The organism is Pantoea sp. Morm, assembly GCF_016643525.1.
Classification (GTDB): domain Bacteria; phylum Pseudomonadota; class Gammaproteobacteria; order Enterobacterales; family Enterobacteriaceae; genus Pantoea; species Pantoea dispersa.
This window is the reverse complement of record NZ_VOQX01000014.1, coordinates 31575-48111: the sequence shown is the minus strand read 5'-3', so window position 1 is coordinate 48111 and position 16537 is coordinate 31575. Positions and strand designations below refer to the sequence as shown.

The following is a 16537-nucleotide window of genomic DNA, read 5'->3' as shown; positions in this document are numbered from 1 at the left end:
GCATCCGCCCGCCTCAGCGCTGACGCAGCAGGCGCAGCGCGTTGGCGGTGACCAGCGCGGTGGCACCCGAATCGGCCAGCACCGCCAGCCACAGGCCGGTAAAACCGAGCAGCGTGGTGACGAGGAAAATCGCCTTCAGCCCCAGCGCCAGCGCAATATTCTGACGGATAATGGCGCGCGTGCGGCGTGCCAGCTGCACGGTGCGCGGCAGAATCGCCAGGTTATTCTGCGTCAGAGCCGCATCGGCCGCTTCCAGCGCCACATCAGTGCCGCTGCCCATGGCAATCCCCAGCGTCGCGGCCTTCATGGCTGGCGCATCGTTGATGCCATCGCCGACCATCGCCAGCGGCTGCTGTTCGCCCAGTTCACGCACGGCGGCTACCTTATCCGCAGGCAACAGACCGGCGCGATAGCTGATGCCGAGTTCGGCGGCAATCGCGGCGGCGGCGCGCGGATTATCGCCGGTCAGCATCACGCTGCGAATCCCCAGCGCCTGCAGCGCCGCCAGCGCACTGCGCGCCTCCTCACGCAGCCGATCCTGCAGCGCCAGCAGCCCGAGCGGCTGTGCGTCGCGCAGCAGCACCACCACGGTTTTGCCCTGTGCCTCCAGCTGCGCAATCTGCTGCTGCTGCGCGTCACTCAGCGCCGCCGCATCACGCGGCGCCAGCAGCTGGTGCATCACGCCGTCAATCTGCGCGCGAATGCCGCTGCCGGCCAGCGTTTGCTGATGCTGCGCCGGTGGAATCACCTGCTGCTGGCGCTGCGCTTCCGCCACTATCGCCCGCGCCAGCGGATGGCCGGAGCCCTGCTCGATAGCGGCCGCGAGGCTGAGCAGCTGTTGCTGTGCATCCGCGCCAAACGGCTGCACGTCGGTAACCTGCGGTTTACCGGCGGTCAGGGTGCCGGTTTTATCAAACGCCAGCGCCTGCACCCGGCTGAGGCGTTCGAGCGCCGCGCCGCCTTTAATCAGCGCGCCCTGGCGAGCCGCCGCCGCCAGGCCGGAAGTGATAGCGGCAGGCGTGGAGATCACCAGCGCGCACGGACAGCCAATCAGCAGCAGCGTCAGCCCTTTGTAGATCCACGGCAGCCAGGCGCCTAATCCGAGCAGCGGCGGCAGCACCATCACCAGCAGTGCCAGCAGCATGATGGCCGGCGTGTAGAGGCGGCTGAAGCGATCGATAAAACGCTCCACCGGCGCGCGGTGACTTTCAGCTTCTTCTATCAGCTGCAGAATGCGGTCGATAGCGCTGTGGCCCGGCTGTGAGGTCACGCGCAGCGTCACCAGCCGATCCACGCTGGTGGCACCTGCCATCACGGCATCGCCCGGCTGATGGGCCACCGGTAGCGATTCGCCGGTCAGCGCACTTTCATCAAAGCTGGCGCTGGCGTGCAGCAGCTCGGCATCGGCGGGCAGACGACCGCCTGCCGCTACTTCAATCACATCACCGGGCTGCAGCGCCGCCAGTGCCACCTGCTCACGCTGTGTGCCATTGACGCGCGTGGCGGTGTCCGGACGCAGCGCCATCAGCGCGGTGACGCCACGGCGTGCCCGCGCGGCGGCATAAGCTTCCAGCCGTTCTCCCAGCTGGAACAGCAGCAGCACCATGGCGGCTTCGGCGTGGGCGCCAATCACCAGCGCACCCGCGGCGGCCAGAGTCATCAAAGTTTCGATGCTGAACGGTGAGCCGCTGCGTATGGCCTGCCACGCGCTGCGCGCTACCGGTGCCAGACCGACCAGCGTGGTAAGCACAAACAGGCGATCGCCCCACAGCGGCGTGAGCTGGCTCAGCAGCCAGCTGGCGATCATCAACAGCGTGAGCAGCATGAGCGCCGCATTATCGCGCCAGCGGCGCGCCGCCGGTGCCGGGCTGTCTTTAGAAATCAGGCTAAAGCCGGCGTCATTAACGGCCTGTTCGATAGCGGGACGAATATCGCTGTTCGCCTCCACCAGCAGATTTTCACTGGCGAATATCACCCGCGCGCTGGCGACCTGCGGCAGCTTTTGCACGGCGGTTTCGATTTTGCGGGCGCAGCTCGGGCAGTCCATGCCGGCAATCTGCCAGCGGAACTGGTATGACGCGGACGTGCGCCTGTCGCTGTCGGCGTCGCCGCCGGGGCTGTCGTCATCGCTGTTGCAGCAGCCGCAATCGCTGGACGCGGCGACAGGCTGAACGGCGGAAATTGTCAGGGATGCAGGCTGAACGCTGCGTACCGCGCACAGCGGTCTGGGCTGACGGTGTGATTTGCCACAGCGGCAAGAGTGGGCATGTTGATGCATGTGACCTCCGGTTGCAGAAGCGGGCCGTTGCCCGCAGTCTGCATGCTACACTCTGGAGTGGACTCCAGAGTCAAGCGGTGAGGTCACTTTTTTCAGTACAGCCACAGCGAACGCACAATCATGAAGTGACCGGCGAAGTAGCAGGCGGCAACGATGGCGCTGTCAGCACTGAAGCGGCGGCGATAGTGCGAGATAAACCACACGATGTTAGCCAGCAACAGCAGCACGGCACCCACCAGCAGCGAGAAACTGTAATCGGTCGGACGGAAGAAGTAATTTTCCGCCGCCATCCAGTTCATCACCAGCGTCATACCAATCAGCGTACAGATCGGCCAGCGCAGCGTATCCAGTTTTGACCAGATAATGGCGATCACGATGATACCAATCACCAGGAAGGTGAGCGGAATCGGCCAGAAGAAGCTCATGGTCATGTGCGCGGCAAAGCTGATGGTGTACAGCAGATGCGAAAGGAAAAAGGCGCCGAGCGCATATAGCATCTGCTGACGCGGCAGCAGGGTTAACGCATCGCCCACCAGCGTAGCGACCAGGCCAGCCAGAATCAGGTAGTCGGTGGTGTTAAGCGTGGGAGCCTGCCACGCCCAGGCAACCAGCAACAGCAGCGTAACGGGTTTGAACAGCCAGCGCTGCCACTGCGGGCCGCGGTAGGAGGCATCGACATACAGCCAACCGGAAAAAAGGACTGCAAGGAAAGACCAAAGCATTTTTTCTCCCTTTTGTGAACGTGTCGCCCACATTGATGAATTTTCCCAAAATCGCGATCTCAGTTTAAGTTACTGGCGGCAAATGTGACAATCGGGCAACTCTGGTTGTATGCTTTGGCGTCTTTTATCTGTTAACCCCCGACGTAAAGTGCGAGAGAAAACATGAGCAAACCACCGCTAATCTTTTTTATCGTCCTGGCTGTAATTGCCATCCTGGCAACCCGTCAGTTTATCAAGCAGCGCCGCGAAGCCGCGGTCAACGACGCTTCACCGGTGCGCTCAATGAGTGTGGAAGTGAAAACCAAGCGAGAGTTTCCGGCCCCCAATCGCCGTTCGCGTCAGCGCGAAGAGATTGTGGCGGAAGAGATGAAGTATGAAGCCTGGTTCCATCCGCTGAACGGCGCCGGTGATTTTAAGGTCAACGTCAGCGCCAGCGATTATCACCAGATGGACAAAGGCGTGAAGGGCGAGCTGAAAATGCAGGGCACGCGCTTTGTCAGCTTTACCCCGGCGCAATAGACGCTAAAGCGCACGGGGCTGAAGCCGCGCGCGCTGCCTTGCGTTACGACGGATAGTGCTTTTTCTGCCACGCCAGCAGTTCAAATACGCCAAAGAAGAAGATTTTCGCCTGCGTGGCGCGGCTCAGCTTTGGCGCTTCCTTTGGTTGCGTGGCACGCAGCAGCACCAGCTGCAGGCCGTGCATCACCACCATAAAGAACAGCGCAACGTGGACAAAGTAGCGCAGCGGCGTCGGGAAAGGGTGCACCAGGTTAAGCAGCAGAAATGCCCAGACGCAAATCATCAGCAAACGTCCCAGATTAAGCCACATCATCGGTCTCCTGTTGGCGTTGATAGAGGCGATAGGCCACCTGACCGGCAATCTTCTCGCGATACAGATCCCAGTTAGCCGGTGCCAGCGGGGTGCCGTGCTCCACTTCGCTTTCAACATAAATCAGCGCGTGGGCGGCGAGCCAGCCATTGTTCTCCAGCAACGTCAGTGTCTCCTGCAGCAGGCCTTTGCGGAACGGCGGATCAACAAACACCACGTCGAATGGCTCGCCGGGCTGGCTCAGCCACTGCAGCGTATTGGTCTGGACGACGCTGGCGTTGGTGGCACGCAGCGTGTGCAGGTTTTGCGTCAGCTGCTGCGCCACGTGACGTTCCAGTTCCAGCAGGGTCGCGGAGGCGGCATAGCGCGACAGCGCTTCTAAACCCAGCGCGCCGCTGCCGGCATAGCAATCGAGGCAGCGCGCCTGCTGGATATCCGGCGCCAGCCAGTTGAATAGCGTTTCACGCACGCGATCGGTGGTCGGGCGCAGGCCGGCGCTGTCCGGCACCGGCAATTTGCGGCCGCGCCACTGTCCGCCAATCAGGCGAATCTGGCCTGCCGCGCCGCTGTTGCGGGGGGATTTACTCATTTCGCTCACAACTCGTCATAATTTGTTGCGTAGTTTAACGGGCGTAGCAGGCAGAAGAAACGTTAAAAAAGGGTGCTGTGGTGCGCTGGCAGGAAAGTGTTAGACTACTAAGTTGATAAAGCGGACGTAATTGCCTGATTTTTACGCCGCTCACGCGCGAAAAAGTGAATTTTTTATCCCCTGGGAACAGCGTGCTACCGGGAATAAGCCATCGAGGAGTGTGGTCACACAATGGCAAAAGAGAAAAAACGCGGCTTTTTTTCCTGGCTGGGCTTTGGCAAAGAAGAGCAGCAGCCAGCGGAAGAGCAGGCGCAGCAGCAGCCGACCGATCAACCGGCACCCGCCGCTGAAGAGAGCGCGTTAGCAAGCGCCGAAGCGCAGGCCGCCGAAACCGTGATCGTCACCGAACAGGTGGCAGAGCAGCAGGCTGAATCACCGGTTCACGCCGACGCGGCAAGGCATCCCGTCGCGAAAGCAGAATCCGAATCCGACGCTAACGCTGATGATGCAGAAACCACGGCGGTCAGCGCGATTGAAGAAGAGGTATTGCCGGAAGATCATCCGCAGCCGGAGGCGATGCCGGTTGAAGAGGAGCCGCAGGCTGAAGAACTGATTATTGAAGCACCGGTGTTATCTGAGAAACCTCAGCCAGAAGCCGCCGAGGACGCAGACGCACCGCTGAGCGATGAAGAGCTGGAAGCGCTGGCGTTAGCGGAAACCTACGCTGAAGACGCGGCCGAAGAGAGCACGGCGCCAGACACCGTGAGCGATCTGCCGCTGGCGGCCGCGCCGATTGTGGCCCAGGAGCAGGAGCGCCCCACTAAAGAGGGCTTCTTTGCCCGCCTGAAACGCAGCCTGGTTAAAACGCGTGAAAACCTTGGCTCCGGCTTTATCAGCCTGTTCCGCGGCAAGAAAATCGATGACGAGCTGTTTGAAGAGCTGGAAGAGCAGCTGCTGATTGCCGACGTCGGCGTGGAAACCACGCGCCGCATCATCACCAGCCTGACGCAGCAGGCCAGCCGTAAACAGCTGCGCGATGCCGAAGCACTGTATGGCCTGCTGAAGGCCGAAATGGCCGGCATTCTGGAAAAGGTTGATGCCCCGCTGGATGTGGCGGGCAAAACGCCGTTCGTTATCCTGATGGTTGGCGTTAACGGCGTGGGCAAAACCACCACCATCGGTAAGCTGGCGCGTCAGTATCAGGCACAGGGCAAGTCCGTCATGCTGGCGGCGGGTGACACCTTCCGCGCGGCGGCGGTGGAACAGCTGCAGGTGTGGGGCCAGCGCAACAATATTCCGGTCGTCGCCCAGCACACCGGCGCGGATTCCGCATCGGTGATTTTTGACGCCATCCAGGCGGCAAAATCGCGCCACGTTGACGTGCTGATCGCTGATACTGCCGGACGCCTGCAGAACAAAGCGCACCTGATGGAAGAGCTGAAAAAAATCACCCGCGTGATGAAGAAGCTGGACGAAGACGCGCCGCATGAGGTGATGCTGACGCTCGACGCCAGCACCGGCCAGAACGCCATCAGCCAGGCGAAGCTGTTCCACGAAGCGGTCGGCCTGACCGGCATCACCCTGACCAAGCTCGACGGCACCGCAAAAGGTGGCGTGATCTTCTCGGTTGCCGATCAGTTTGGCATTCCGATTCGTTATATCGGTGTCGGGGAAGGCATCGAAGATTTACGGCCGTTTAAGGCCGCCGATTTTATTGAGGCACTGTTTGCCCGAGAGGAATAATTGGCATGATTCGCTTTGAAGAGGTCAGTAAGGCTTATCTGGGAGGACGCCAGGCGCTACAGGGCGTGGATTTCCATCTGCGTCCCGGTGAGATGGCGTTCCTGACCGGCCACTCAGGGGCGGGGAAAAGTACCTTACTGAAGCTGATTTGTGGCATTGAGCGCCCGAGCGCCGGGCAGATCTGGTTCAGCGGTCACGATATTTCCCGGCTGCGTCACAGCGAAGTGCCTTTTCTGCGCCGCCAGATCGGCATGATTTTCCAGGATCACCACCTGCTGATGGATCGTTCGGTCTACGACAACGTGGCGATCCCGCTGATTATTTCCGGCGCCAGCGGCGAGGATATTCGCCGTCGCGTGTCGGCGGCGCTGGACAAAGTCGGCCTGCTCGACAAAGCAAAAAGTTATCCGATTCAGCTCTCTGGCGGTGAACAGCAGCGCGTCGGCATTGCCCGCGCGGTAGTGAATAAACCGGCGGTGCTGCTGGCGGATGAACCGACCGGTAACCTCGATAACGCGCTGTCAGAAGATATTTTGCGCCTGTTTGAAGAGTTCAACCGCGTGGGCGTTACGGTACTGATGGCGACGCACGACATCGGGCTGATCGCACGCCGCAATTATCGCGTGATGACGCTTAATCAGGGACGTCTGCACGGAGGCCACGATGGTCAATAAACGTAACAAGCGTCCGGCTGCGCCGAAAGCGGCGAAGCAGCCGTCAAAGAGCAAAGCGCTGAAGGGCGGCTGGCAGGAGCAGTGGCGCTACGCGTGGCGCGGTACGCTGTCCGACATGTATCGTCAGCCGCTGGCGACGCTGCTGACGGTAATGGTGATCGCGATTTCGCTGACGCTGCCCAGCGTGTGCTACATGGTGTGGAAAAACGTCAGCCAGGCCGCCGCGCAGTGGTACCCGGCGCCGCAGCTGACGGTTTACCTCGACAAAGCGCTGGATGACACGGCGGCAGAGAACGTGACCGCCGAGCTGAAAAAGCTTGATGGCGTGGACAAGGTGAACTACCTGACGCGTGAAGAGGCGCAAAGCGAGTTCCGCAACTGGTCCGGCTTTGGTGGTGCGATGGATATGCTGGAGCAGAACCCACTGCCGGCGGTGGCGATCATCACGCCGAAGCTGAACTTCCAGAACTCCGATACCATGGCCAATCTGCGCGATCGCGTGGCGAAAGTGCAGGGCGTGGATGAAGTACGCATGGATGACAGCTGGTTTGCGCGTTTAGCCGCACTCACCGGGCTGGTGGGGCAGGTGGCGTCAATGATCGGCCTGCTGATGGTGGTGGCGGTGTTCCTGGTGATTGGCAACAGCGTGCGCCTGAGCATTTTTGCCCGGCGCGACACCATCAATGTGCAGAAGCTGATTGGCGCGACCGATGGCTTTATTCTGCGGCCCTTCCTCTACGGCGGCGCGCTGCTCGGTTTCAGCGGTGCGGTGCTGTCGCTGATTCTGTCGGAAGTGCTGGTGCTGCGCCTGCAGTCGGTGGTGGCGCAGGTCGCCTCCGTCTTCGGTACCAGCTTCGCGCTGGAGGGCTTTTCGTGGGATGAAGGTCTGCTGCTGCTGTTAATCGCGGCCATCATCGGCTGGATTGCCGCCTGGCTGGCGACGGTGCAACATTTACGTCGTTTTACGCCGCAGTAACCCATAGCAACGATTTTTTGATATACTCTTCCTCTGCTGCCGACGACCTGGGAGCAGAGGATTTCTCCGATTTCCCCCGCCGTCATCTGTGAGTAAAATATTCACTGCTATAATTGAACTTGTGGATAACTTTGACGTCCAAGTAGCACAGATTGCTTTTGGTTTTCACGCGTCGTTGACATAATGTAACGGCTGCGCAGGGAAACGAGCAGCAAGTCCATTGAATTTGTGAGGGTTTGAATGACCAAAGAAATGCAAACTTTAGCGATTGCTCCTCTGGGCAACCTGGAATCTTACGTCCGGGCTGCTAACAACTGGCCGGTATTAACGGCAGAAGAGGAAAAAGCACTGGCTGAGCGGCTGCATTACCAGGGCGATCTGGATGCAGCTAAGACGCTGATCCTGTCTCACCTGCGCTTTGTTGTTCATATCGCTCGTAACTATTCCGGTTACGGCCTGCCGCAGGCGGACCTGATCCAGGAAGGTAACATCGGCCTGATGAAGGCGGTGCGTCGCTTCAACCCGGAAGTCGGGGTGCGTCTGGTGTCGTTTGCCGTGCACTGGATCAAAGCGGAGATTCACGAGTACGTGCTGCGTAACTGGCGTATCGTGAAAGTTGCCACCACCAAAGCACAGCGCAAACTGTTCTTTAACCTGCGTAAAACCAAGCAGCGTCTCGGCTGGTTCAATCAGGATGAAGTCGAAATGGTGGCGCGCGAGCTGGGTGTCAGCAGCAAAGACGTGCTGGAAATGGAGTCGCGCATGGCGGCCCAGGATATGACCTTCGACATGTCGTCTGATGACGATGCGGGCGAAGGCAAGCCGATGGCACCGGTGCTGTATCTGCAGGATAAAACCTCTGACTTTGCCGACGGCATTGAAGAAGATAACTGGGATGCGCATGCCGCTGACAAGCTGAGCGATGCAATGCTGAGCCTCGATGAGCGTAGCCAGCACATTATCCGCGCCCGCTGGCTGGATGATGACAACAAAACCACGCTGCAGGAGCTGGCCGACCAGTACGGTGTGTCTGCCGAGCGCGTGCGTCAGCTGGAAAAGAACGCCATGAAGAAACTGCGTATGGCGATTGAAGCCTGATTAACGGCTGACAGATAAATGGGGCGACCAGCGGGTCGCCCTTTTTTATGCGCGTAATAACCGGCGATGACTTATGACCTGTGCGGATTACAGCACGGTCGCCATGAATGGCGACCCTACAGGACACGCATGCATAGGCATCGTTAATCACGATCCCACGCAATCTGTACACTCGTCCTGCGCATTCATGCGCACCGCTCTGCACGGCGTAAAATCGCCGCTTAACGCACCCACCCGTCGCTCTGCGCGCGGAAACCACACGCCTGCATAAACGCCGCGCGTACGCGCTGATCGTCTTCGCCGTCATCGGCAACCCACCAGTGATCCAGCGCGCTGTTCTGCGCTATTGTCTCTTCCAGCAGATACTGCCCTACGCCGCGCCGCCGCGTGACTTCACGCACTTCCAGCTGCGTAATCTTGCCCAGCGTGCCGCGAATCTCCAGCCGCAGCGCCCCAAGCAGGCGATCGTTAAAGCGCGCTGCATACAGCCGCTGCGCTTCACTGAGGCTGGCTTCCAGCTGCGCGATATCCTGCTGCGGCCAGACTTTGGCTAAATCCAGTCGATCCTGCGGCGTCAGCGTGCTGATGCGCTGAATAGTGAGCTTCATAACCCTTACCTGTACTGGCAGAAAGGCCTTAGTGTAGCGAATTTAGACAGTCAGAGCGCTGTCACTTTTTTGCGATGAAAAGAGGTCAAATGCCAGCCACTTTGCCAGGATTGTGGAGTAAGCCCGCATCGATCGCTGAAAAAGCCAGCATAACGCGCTGGCCTGGTGGTGAAAAACCGGCCATAAAAACCAGAGTAATCTGCTGTTCCTGTCAGCTTTTACTGAATATGTCAGTTGATTTACAGAAGAAAGTTCCTGTTTAATAACCTGAAAAATAAAGCCTTCTTAACAAAAAATGCCAGAAAAGAGCGCTAACTCATTATTCTCAAATCAGTTTTGCTCTTTGACTGGCAGATAAATAACCAATCACAACAGACACGACACAACAGATGGGGAAGTTCGCATGAAAATGAGTAAAGGACGCGCATTACTGGCGGGTTGCGTAGCGCTGGCGATGAGCCATGCGGTACTGGCGAAAGACATCAAAATTGCAATTGTCGGTGCGGCAACCGGCCCGGTGGCGCAGTACGGTGACATGCAGTTCACCGGTGCGGCCCAGGCGATCAAGGACATCAACGCCAAAGGCGGCGTAAACGGCGACAAGCTGGTCGGCGTAGAATATGACGACGCCTGTGACCCGAAACAGGCGGTTGCGGTGGCCAACAAAGTGGTCAATGACGGCATCAAATACGTTATCGGCCACCTGTGCTCCTCCTCCACTCAGCCGGCATCAGACATTTATAACGATGAAGGCATTCTGATGATCACCCCGGCGGCTACCGCGCCTGAACTGACCGCGCGCGGCTATGCCGACGTGATGCGTACCACCGGTCTGGATTCCGACCAGGGCCCGACCGCGGCCAACTACATCCTCGATCAGATCAAACCAAAACGTATTGCCGTGGTACATGACAAGCAGCAGTACGGTCAGGGCCTGGCGGAATCCGTGCAGAAAACCCTGAAGGCGAAAGGCGGCAACGTAGTGCTGTTCGAAGGGATCACCGCTGGCGATAAAGACTTCTCCACGCTGATTGCGCGCCTGAAGAAAGAGAACGTTGACTTCGTTTACTACGGCGGTTACTACCCGGAGCTGGGCCAGATTCTGCGTCAGGCTAAAACGGCCGGTCTGAAAGCCGGCTTTATGGGACCAGAAGGGGTCGGCAACGCTTCCCTGTCTAACATCGCGGGTGACGCCTCTGAAGGCCTGTACGTGACGCTGCCGAAGCGCTACGACCAGCTGCCAGACAACAAAGCGATTGTGGACGCGATCAAAGCCAACAGCGCATCAAACCGCAAAGATCCAACCGGCCCGTTCGTCTGGACCACCTATGCGGCTATTCAGTCACTGGTGGCGGGCATTGAGCGCAGCAAAAGCGATGAGCCTGATGCGATTGCTAAAAACCTGAAAGAGGGTGCGCCGGTGCCCACCGTGATGGGTAACCTGAGCTGGGACCAGAAGGGCGATCTGAAGGGCTTCGAATTTGGCGTCTTCAAATGGCACAAAGACGGTTCTTCTACCGCAGTTAAGTAAGCACGCTCCTGAATTGTCCCTCTCCTGATGGGCGAGGGCAGGGTGCGGCACCGCGCGCACGCGCTGAATGAGGCGCTGCGACGCGGTGCTCTCACCCTAACCCGGTGCCGAACGCACCGGGGATTTCCCGTTTACATGCAGGTCCTCACTATGTCCGAGCAGTTTCTCTATTTCATTCAGCAGATGTTCAACGGGGTCACCCTCGGGAGCACCTACGCGCTGATCGCCATCGGTTACACCATGGTTTACGGCATCATCGGCATGATCAACTTCGCCCACGGCGAGGTGTACATGATCGGCAGTTATGTCTCCTTTATCGTGATTGCCGCCCTGATGATGATGGGTATCGACACCTCGTGGCTGATGATTGCTGCCGGGTTCGTGATGGCGGTGATTATCTCCAGCGCCTATGGCTGGAGCATTGAGCGCGTGGCGTATAAGCCGGTGCGCTCCTCCAAACGCCTGATCGCGCTGATCTCGGCGATTGGTATGTCGATCTTTCTGCAGAACTACGTCAGCCTGACGCAGGGCTCGCGTGATCTGGCACTGCCCAGTCTGATTACCGGCCAGTGGACGCTGGGTGAGAGCAACGGCTTTGCCGCCACGCTCACCACCATGCAGCTGGTTATCTGGGTCGTCACCTTCCTCGCGATGCTGGCGCTGACGCTGTTCATTCGCTATTCGCGCATGGGCCGCGCCTGCCGTGCCTGCGCTGAAGACCTGAAAATGGCCAGCCTGCTGGGCATCAACACCGACCGCGTCATCTCACTGACCTTTGTGATCGGCGCAGCGATGGCGGCCGTGGCTGGCGTGCTGCTGGGGCAGTTTTACGGCTCCATTAACCCGTTCATCGGCTTTATGGCCGGCATGAAAGCCTTTACCGCGGCGGTACTGGGCGGTATCGGCAGCATTCCGGGCGCAATGATTGGCGGCCTGGTGCTGGGCATTGCGGAAGCGCTGACGTCAGCCTATCTGTCGACCGAATATAAAGACGTGGTGTCGTTCGCGCTGCTGATCGTGGTGCTGCTGGTGATGCCAACCGGTATCCTGGGCCGTCCGGAGGTAGAGAAAGTATGAAACGCCTCGGTCTGGTTAACGCCGTGGTCTCCACGGTGATGCTGCTGGTACTCGCCAGCTTCTTTATGGGTATGCGCCTCGATCTCGACGGCACCAAACTGGTGGTGGCGAATGCGGGCGCCGTGCGCTGGAACTGGATCTTCCTCGGCTGCGCAGTGGTGTTTGTGTTCCAGCTGCTGCGTCCGCTGTTGCAGGGCAAGTTCAAGCGCAGTGGCAAAGGGCTGGTGCTGCCGGGTTTTGACGGTTCGACACCAAAACAAAAGCTGCTGATGCTGCTGGTGATTGTTGCCGCCGTTGCCTGGCCCTTCTTCGTGTCGCGCGGCAGCGTGGATATTGCCACCCTGACGCTGATCTACGTGATGCTCGGCCTCGGCCTGAATGTGGTGGTGGGCCTGTCCGGCCTGCTGGTGCTGGGCTACGGCGGCTTTTACGCCATCGGTGCTTACACCTTTGCGCTGCTGAATCACTATTACGGTTTTGGCTTCTGGGAAAGTCTGCCGCTGGCCGGCATTGTTGCCGGTGCCTTTGGCCTCCTGCTGGGCTTCCCGGTGCTGCGGCTGCGCGGTGACTATCTGGCGATTGTGACGCTCGGCTTTGGTGAGATCGTGCGTATTCTGCTGCTGAACAGCACATCAATCACTGGCGGTCCCAATGGAATCGCGCAGATTCCCAAGCCGAGCCTGTTTGGTATTGAATTTGGCCGGCGCGTCAGTGAAGGCGGCTGGACCACCTTCCACGATCTGACGGGCCTGGCGTACGATCCCAATCACCGCGTGATTTTCCTTTATCTGGTGGCGCTGTTGCTGGTGGTGCTGACGCTGTTCGTCATCAATCGTCTGCTGCGCATGCCGCTGGGGCGTGCGTGGGAAGCGCTGCGTGAAGATGAGATCGCCTGCCGTTCGCTCGGTCTCAGCCCAACGCGCATCAAGCTGACGGCCTTTACCATCAGCGCGGTGTTCGCCGGTTTCGCCGGTACGCTGTTTGCCGCGCGTCAGGGCTTTGTCAGCCCGGAATCTTTCACCTTTGTCGAGTCCGCGTTTGTGCTGGCGATTGTGGTGCTGGGCGGCATGGGTTCGCAGCTGGCGGTGATCCTGGCCGCGATTCTGCTGGTGGTGTCGCGCGAGCTGATGCGTGATTTGAACGAGTACAGCATGCTGGTACTCGGTGGGTTGATGGTGCTGATGATGATCTGGCGTCCGCAGGGGCTGCTGCCGATGAAGCGTCCGCACCTGAAGCTGAAACAGGCAAAACAAGGAGAGCAGGCATGAGTCAGCCTTTATTAGCCGTTGAAGGCCTGATGATGCGCTTCGGCGGCCTGCTGGCTGTCAACAACGTGGCGCTGGAACTGCATCCGCAGGAGATCGTCTCGCTGATTGGCCCGAACGGGGCGGGGAAAACCACGGTATTCAACTGCCTGACCGGTTTCTATAAGCCAACGGGCGGTACCATCAAACTGCGCGATCAGCCATTGCAGGGCCTGCCGGGGCAGAAGATCGCGCGCATGGGCGTGGTGCGGACCTTTCAGCACGTGCGCCTGTTCCGTGAGATGACGGTGATTGAAAACCTGCTGGTGGCGCAGCATCAGCATCTGAAAAGCGGCGTGTTCTCCGGGCTGTTTAAAACCCCGGCGTTCCGGCGCGGCGAGAGCGAAGCGCTGGACCGCGCGGCCAGCTGGCTGGAGCGCATTGGCCTGCTGGAACTGGCTAACCGCCAGGCCGGCAATCTGGCTTACGGCCAGCAGCGCCGGCTGGAGATCGCCCGCTGCATGGTGACGCGTCCGGAAATCCTGATGCTCGACGAACCGGCGGCCGGCCTCAACCCGCGCGAAACGCACGAGCTGGATGAGCTGATCGCTGAACTGCGCGGCGAACACAAGGTGACGGTGTTGCTGATTGAACACGATATGAAACTGGTGATGGGCATTTCTGACCGCATTTATGTGGTGAATCAGGGAACGCCGCTGGCCAACGGTACGCCGGAAGAAGTGCGTAACAACCCGGATGTGATCCGTGCTTATTTAGGTGAGGCGTAACATGGCGAACCCGATTTTAACTTTACAGGGCGTCAGTGCGCACTATGGCCCGATTCAGGCACTGCATAACATTAATCTGCACATCAGCCAGGGCGAAATCGTGACGCTGATTGGCGCTAACGGCGCAGGCAAAACCACGCTGCTCGGTACGCTGTGTGGCGAACCGCGCGCCACCAGTGGCACCATCACCTTTGATGGCAAAACCATTACCGACTGGCAGACGGCAAAAATCATGCGTGAAGCGATTGCCATCGTACCGGAAGGCCGGCGCGTGTTTTCGCGCATGACGGTGGAAGAGAACCTAGCGATGGGCGGCTTTTTCGCGACGCGTCAGCAGTATCAGGAGCGCATTGAGCGCGTTTATCAGCTGTTCCCCCGGCTGGCGGAGCGCAAAGTGCAGCGCGCCGGCACCATGTCCGGCGGTGAGCAGCAGATGCTGGCGATTGGCCGCGCGCTCATGAGCCAGCCGCGCCTGCTGCTGCTGGACGAGCCATCGCTGGGTCTGGCGCCGATCATTATCCAGCAGATTTTCGACACCATCGAACAGCTACGTAAAGAGGGCATGACCATCTTCCTCGTCGAGCAGAACGCCAACCAGGCGCTTAAGCTGGCCGATCGCGGTTACGTGCTGGAGAACGGCCACGTGGTGCTGGAGGATAGCGGTGAAGCGTTGTTGTCCAATGAAGCGGTGAGAAGCGCGTATTTAGGCGCCTGACCTGGCTTACTTGTCAGATTGCGGTTGGGCAGTGCTCGCCATCCTCACGTACTACATGTACGCTGCGGTGGCTGCGCGCTGTCCGCCCGTAATCTGACTGCGCCGCCGACGGTCATTAACCGGAGTGCGGAATAACAAATAATTCCCACCCACTTACACTCCATCGCCCCTGCGCTTATCCCGTCACACTCCCGTCATAATCCTGTTATTTTTCCGTCATTTCCTCGTGTCATGTTACTTCGCGAACAAAAAATGCGTGATATCGCGCGCGCCACAAGCACAGGAAACCCTTATGTCCGCTTTTACGCTTCGTCCCCGCCTGATGAGTCTGCTGCTCGGTCTGGCGATCAGCGGTAATGCGCTGGCTGCTACCGAAATCCCTTTCTGGCACTCAATGGAAGGCGAGTTAGGCAAAGAAGTCGATTCTCTGGCACAGCGTTTTAACCAGGCTCACCCGGATTACAAAATCGTTCCGACCTACAAAGGCAACTACGAGCAGAGCCTGGCCGCGGGTATCGCTGCGGTGCGCAGCGGTAAGGCACCGGCCATTCTGCAGGTTTACGAAGTGGGCACCGCCACCATGATGGCCTCTAAAGCCATCGTGCCGGTGCATGAAGTGTTTAAAGACGCCGGCGTGCCGATGGACCCGAAACAGTTTGTCCCTGCCGTTGCCGGTTACTACAGCGACAGCAACGGCCAGCTGATCTCGCAGCCGTTTAACAGTTCCACGCCGGTGCTGTACTACAACAAAGACGCGTTCAAAAAAGCCGGTCTTAACCCGGATCAGCCACCGAAAACCTGGCAGGCGCTGGCGCAGGATGCCGCCGCGCTGCGTAAAGCCGGCATGAGCTGCGGCTATGCCAGCGGCTGGCAGGGCTGGATTCAGATCGAAAACTTCAGCGCCTGGCATGGCCTGCCGGTTGCCACCAAAAACAACGGCTTTGACGGTACCGACGCGGTGCTGGAGTTCAACAAACCCGTGCAGGTGCGCCACATCCAGCTGCTGGAAGAGATGAATAAGAAAGGTGATTTCACTTACTTTGGCCGTAAAGATGAGTCGACGTCCAAGTTCTATAACGGCGACTGCGGTATCACCACCGCCTCATCCGGTTCGCTGGCCGACATTAAGCATTACGCCAAATTCAACTTTGGCGTGGGCATGATGCCGTACGATGACACCGTGCCGAACGCACCGCAGAACGCCATTATCGGTGGCGCCAGCCTGTGGGTGATGAAAGGCAAAGATGCAGCGACTTATAAAGGTGCGGCGGAGTTCATGAAGTTCCTCGCCCAGCCGGATATCGCGGCAGAATGGCACCAGAAAACCGGTTATCTGCCGATCACCACCGCGGCTTATGAGCTGACCAAACAGCAGGGCTTCTATGACAAAAACCCGGGCGCGGACATCGCCACGCGGCAGATGCTGAATAAAGATCCGCTGCCGTTCACCAAAGGGATGCGTCTGGGCAACATGCCGCAGATTCGTACCATCGTCGACGAAGAGCTGGAAGGAGTGTGGACCGGCAAACAGTCGCCACAGGCAGCGCTGGACAACGCGGTGAAACGCGGCAACGAACTGCTGCGTCGCTTTGAACAGCAAGTGAAGTAACTCCGTAATGGCGGGATGGACGGGTAAGTCCGTCCCGCTGTCTCATTCTGACGAGC

General features: G+C 59.1%; 16 protein-coding genes. 11 read left to right on the top strand and 5 right to left on the bottom strand.

Annotated elements, in window-relative coordinates:
* Positions 1-13: 13 nt before the first annotated feature.
* Positions 14-2278 carry a zinc/cadmium/mercury/lead-transporting ATPase gene (locus FT726_RS07440; protein ID WP_346302627.1) on the bottom strand — a complete coding sequence of 755 codons (2265 nt, stop codon included), beginning with the start codon at positions 2276-2278 and terminating at the stop codon, positions 14-16.
* A 92-nt stretch (positions 2279-2370) separates the two neighbouring features.
* The gene (locus FT726_RS07435) at positions 2371-3000 is read right to left on the bottom strand and encodes a lysoplasmalogenase (protein WP_021508015.1); all 630 of its coding nucleotides are present in this window, start codon (positions 2998-3000) and stop codon (positions 2371-2373) included.
* Between the two features lie 162 nt (positions 3001-3162).
* On the opposite strand from FT726_RS07435, the gene FT726_RS07430 reads away from it, so the two are divergent.
* Positions 3163-3519, top strand: coding sequence for a DUF2500 domain-containing protein (locus FT726_RS07430; RefSeq protein ID WP_021508014.1), 357 nt, complete (start codon positions 3163-3165; stop codon positions 3517-3519).
* 43 nt (positions 3520-3562) lie between these two features.
* Here the strand turns inward: FT726_RS07430 and FT726_RS07425 are convergent, their stop codons facing one another.
* Complete coding sequence (locus FT726_RS07425) at positions 3563-3829, bottom strand: DUF1145 family protein (protein ID WP_021313674.1); 267 nt, start codon at positions 3827-3829, stop codon at positions 3563-3565.
* The gene (rsmD, locus tag FT726_RS07420) at positions 3819-4418 is read right to left on the bottom strand and encodes a 16S rRNA (guanine(966)-N(2))-methyltransferase (protein WP_262264536.1); all 600 of its coding nucleotides are present in this window, start codon (positions 4416-4418) and stop codon (positions 3819-3821) included. The genes FT726_RS07425 and rsmD overlap by 11 nt, the downstream gene beginning before the upstream one ends.
* A gap of 231 nt (positions 4419-4649) precedes the next feature.
* On the opposite strand from rsmD, the gene ftsY reads away from it, so the two are divergent.
* From ftsY to rpoH, 4 genes are all read left to right on the top strand, one after another.
* Complete coding sequence (gene ftsY / locus FT726_RS07415; RefSeq protein WP_282995455.1) at positions 4650-6161, top strand: signal recognition particle-docking protein FtsY; 1512 nt, start codon at positions 4650-4652, stop codon at positions 6159-6161.
* Positions 6162-6166: 5 nt separating this feature from the next.
* Entirely contained in the window at positions 6167-6835 is a 669-nt protein-coding gene (ftsE, locus tag FT726_RS07410; RefSeq protein WP_021508011.1) for a cell division ATP-binding protein FtsE, read from the top strand.
* Positions 6825-7811, top strand: coding sequence for a permease-like cell division protein FtsX (gene ftsX / locus FT726_RS07405; protein WP_058770000.1), 987 nt, complete (start codon positions 6825-6827; stop codon positions 7809-7811). The genes ftsE and ftsX overlap by 11 nt, the downstream gene beginning before the upstream one ends.
* A 240-nt stretch (positions 7812-8051) precedes the next feature.
* Entirely contained in the window at positions 8052-8909 is an 858-nt protein-coding gene (gene rpoH / locus FT726_RS07400) for an RNA polymerase sigma factor RpoH (protein WP_021508009.1), read from the top strand.
* A gap of 221 nt (positions 8910-9130) precedes the next feature.
* On the opposite strand, the gene panM is transcribed toward rpoH, so the two are convergent.
* Positions 9131-9517: an aspartate 1-decarboxylase autocleavage activator PanM gene (gene panM, locus FT726_RS07395; RefSeq protein WP_021508008.1), complete on the bottom strand. Its 387-nt coding sequence runs from the start codon at positions 9515-9517 to the stop codon at positions 9131-9133.
* A gap of 403 nt (positions 9518-9920) precedes the next feature.
* Between panM and FT726_RS07390 the strand changes: the two genes are divergently transcribed.
* From FT726_RS07390 to ugpB, 6 genes are all read left to right on the top strand, one after another.
* Positions 9921-11048: a branched-chain amino acid ABC transporter substrate-binding protein gene (locus FT726_RS07390; protein ID WP_021508007.1), complete on the top strand. Its 1128-nt coding sequence runs from the start codon at positions 9921-9923 to the stop codon at positions 11046-11048.
* A 150-nt stretch (positions 11049-11198) separates the two neighbouring features.
* On the top strand, positions 11199-12125 hold the full coding sequence (livH, locus tag FT726_RS07385; RefSeq protein ID WP_010615899.1) for a high-affinity branched-chain amino acid ABC transporter permease LivH: 927 nt from the start codon (positions 11199-11201) through the stop codon (positions 12123-12125).
* Positions 12122-13393, top strand: coding sequence for a high-affinity branched-chain amino acid ABC transporter permease LivM (locus FT726_RS07380; RefSeq protein ID WP_059009892.1), 1272 nt, complete (start codon positions 12122-12124; stop codon positions 13391-13393). The genes livH and FT726_RS07380 overlap by 4 nt, the downstream gene beginning before the upstream one ends.
* A complete protein-coding gene (livG, locus tag FT726_RS07375) occupies positions 13390-14157 on the top strand; it encodes a high-affinity branched-chain amino acid ABC transporter ATP-binding protein LivG (protein ID WP_021508005.1) in 768 nt (255 codons plus the stop codon). Before FT726_RS07380 ends, livG begins: the two co-directional genes overlap by 4 nt.
* 1 nt (position 14158) lies before the next feature.
* Complete coding sequence (livF, locus tag FT726_RS07370) at positions 14159-14872, top strand: high-affinity branched-chain amino acid ABC transporter ATP-binding protein LivF (protein ID WP_010615896.1); 714 nt, start codon at positions 14159-14161, stop codon at positions 14870-14872.
* A 292-nt stretch (positions 14873-15164) separates the two neighbouring features.
* Positions 15165-16481 carry a sn-glycerol-3-phosphate ABC transporter substrate-binding protein UgpB gene (gene ugpB / locus FT726_RS07365; protein WP_058757579.1) on the top strand — a complete coding sequence of 439 codons (1317 nt, stop codon included), beginning with the start codon at positions 15165-15167 and terminating at the stop codon, positions 16479-16481.
* The last annotated feature ends 56 nt before the right edge of the window (positions 16482-16537 follow it).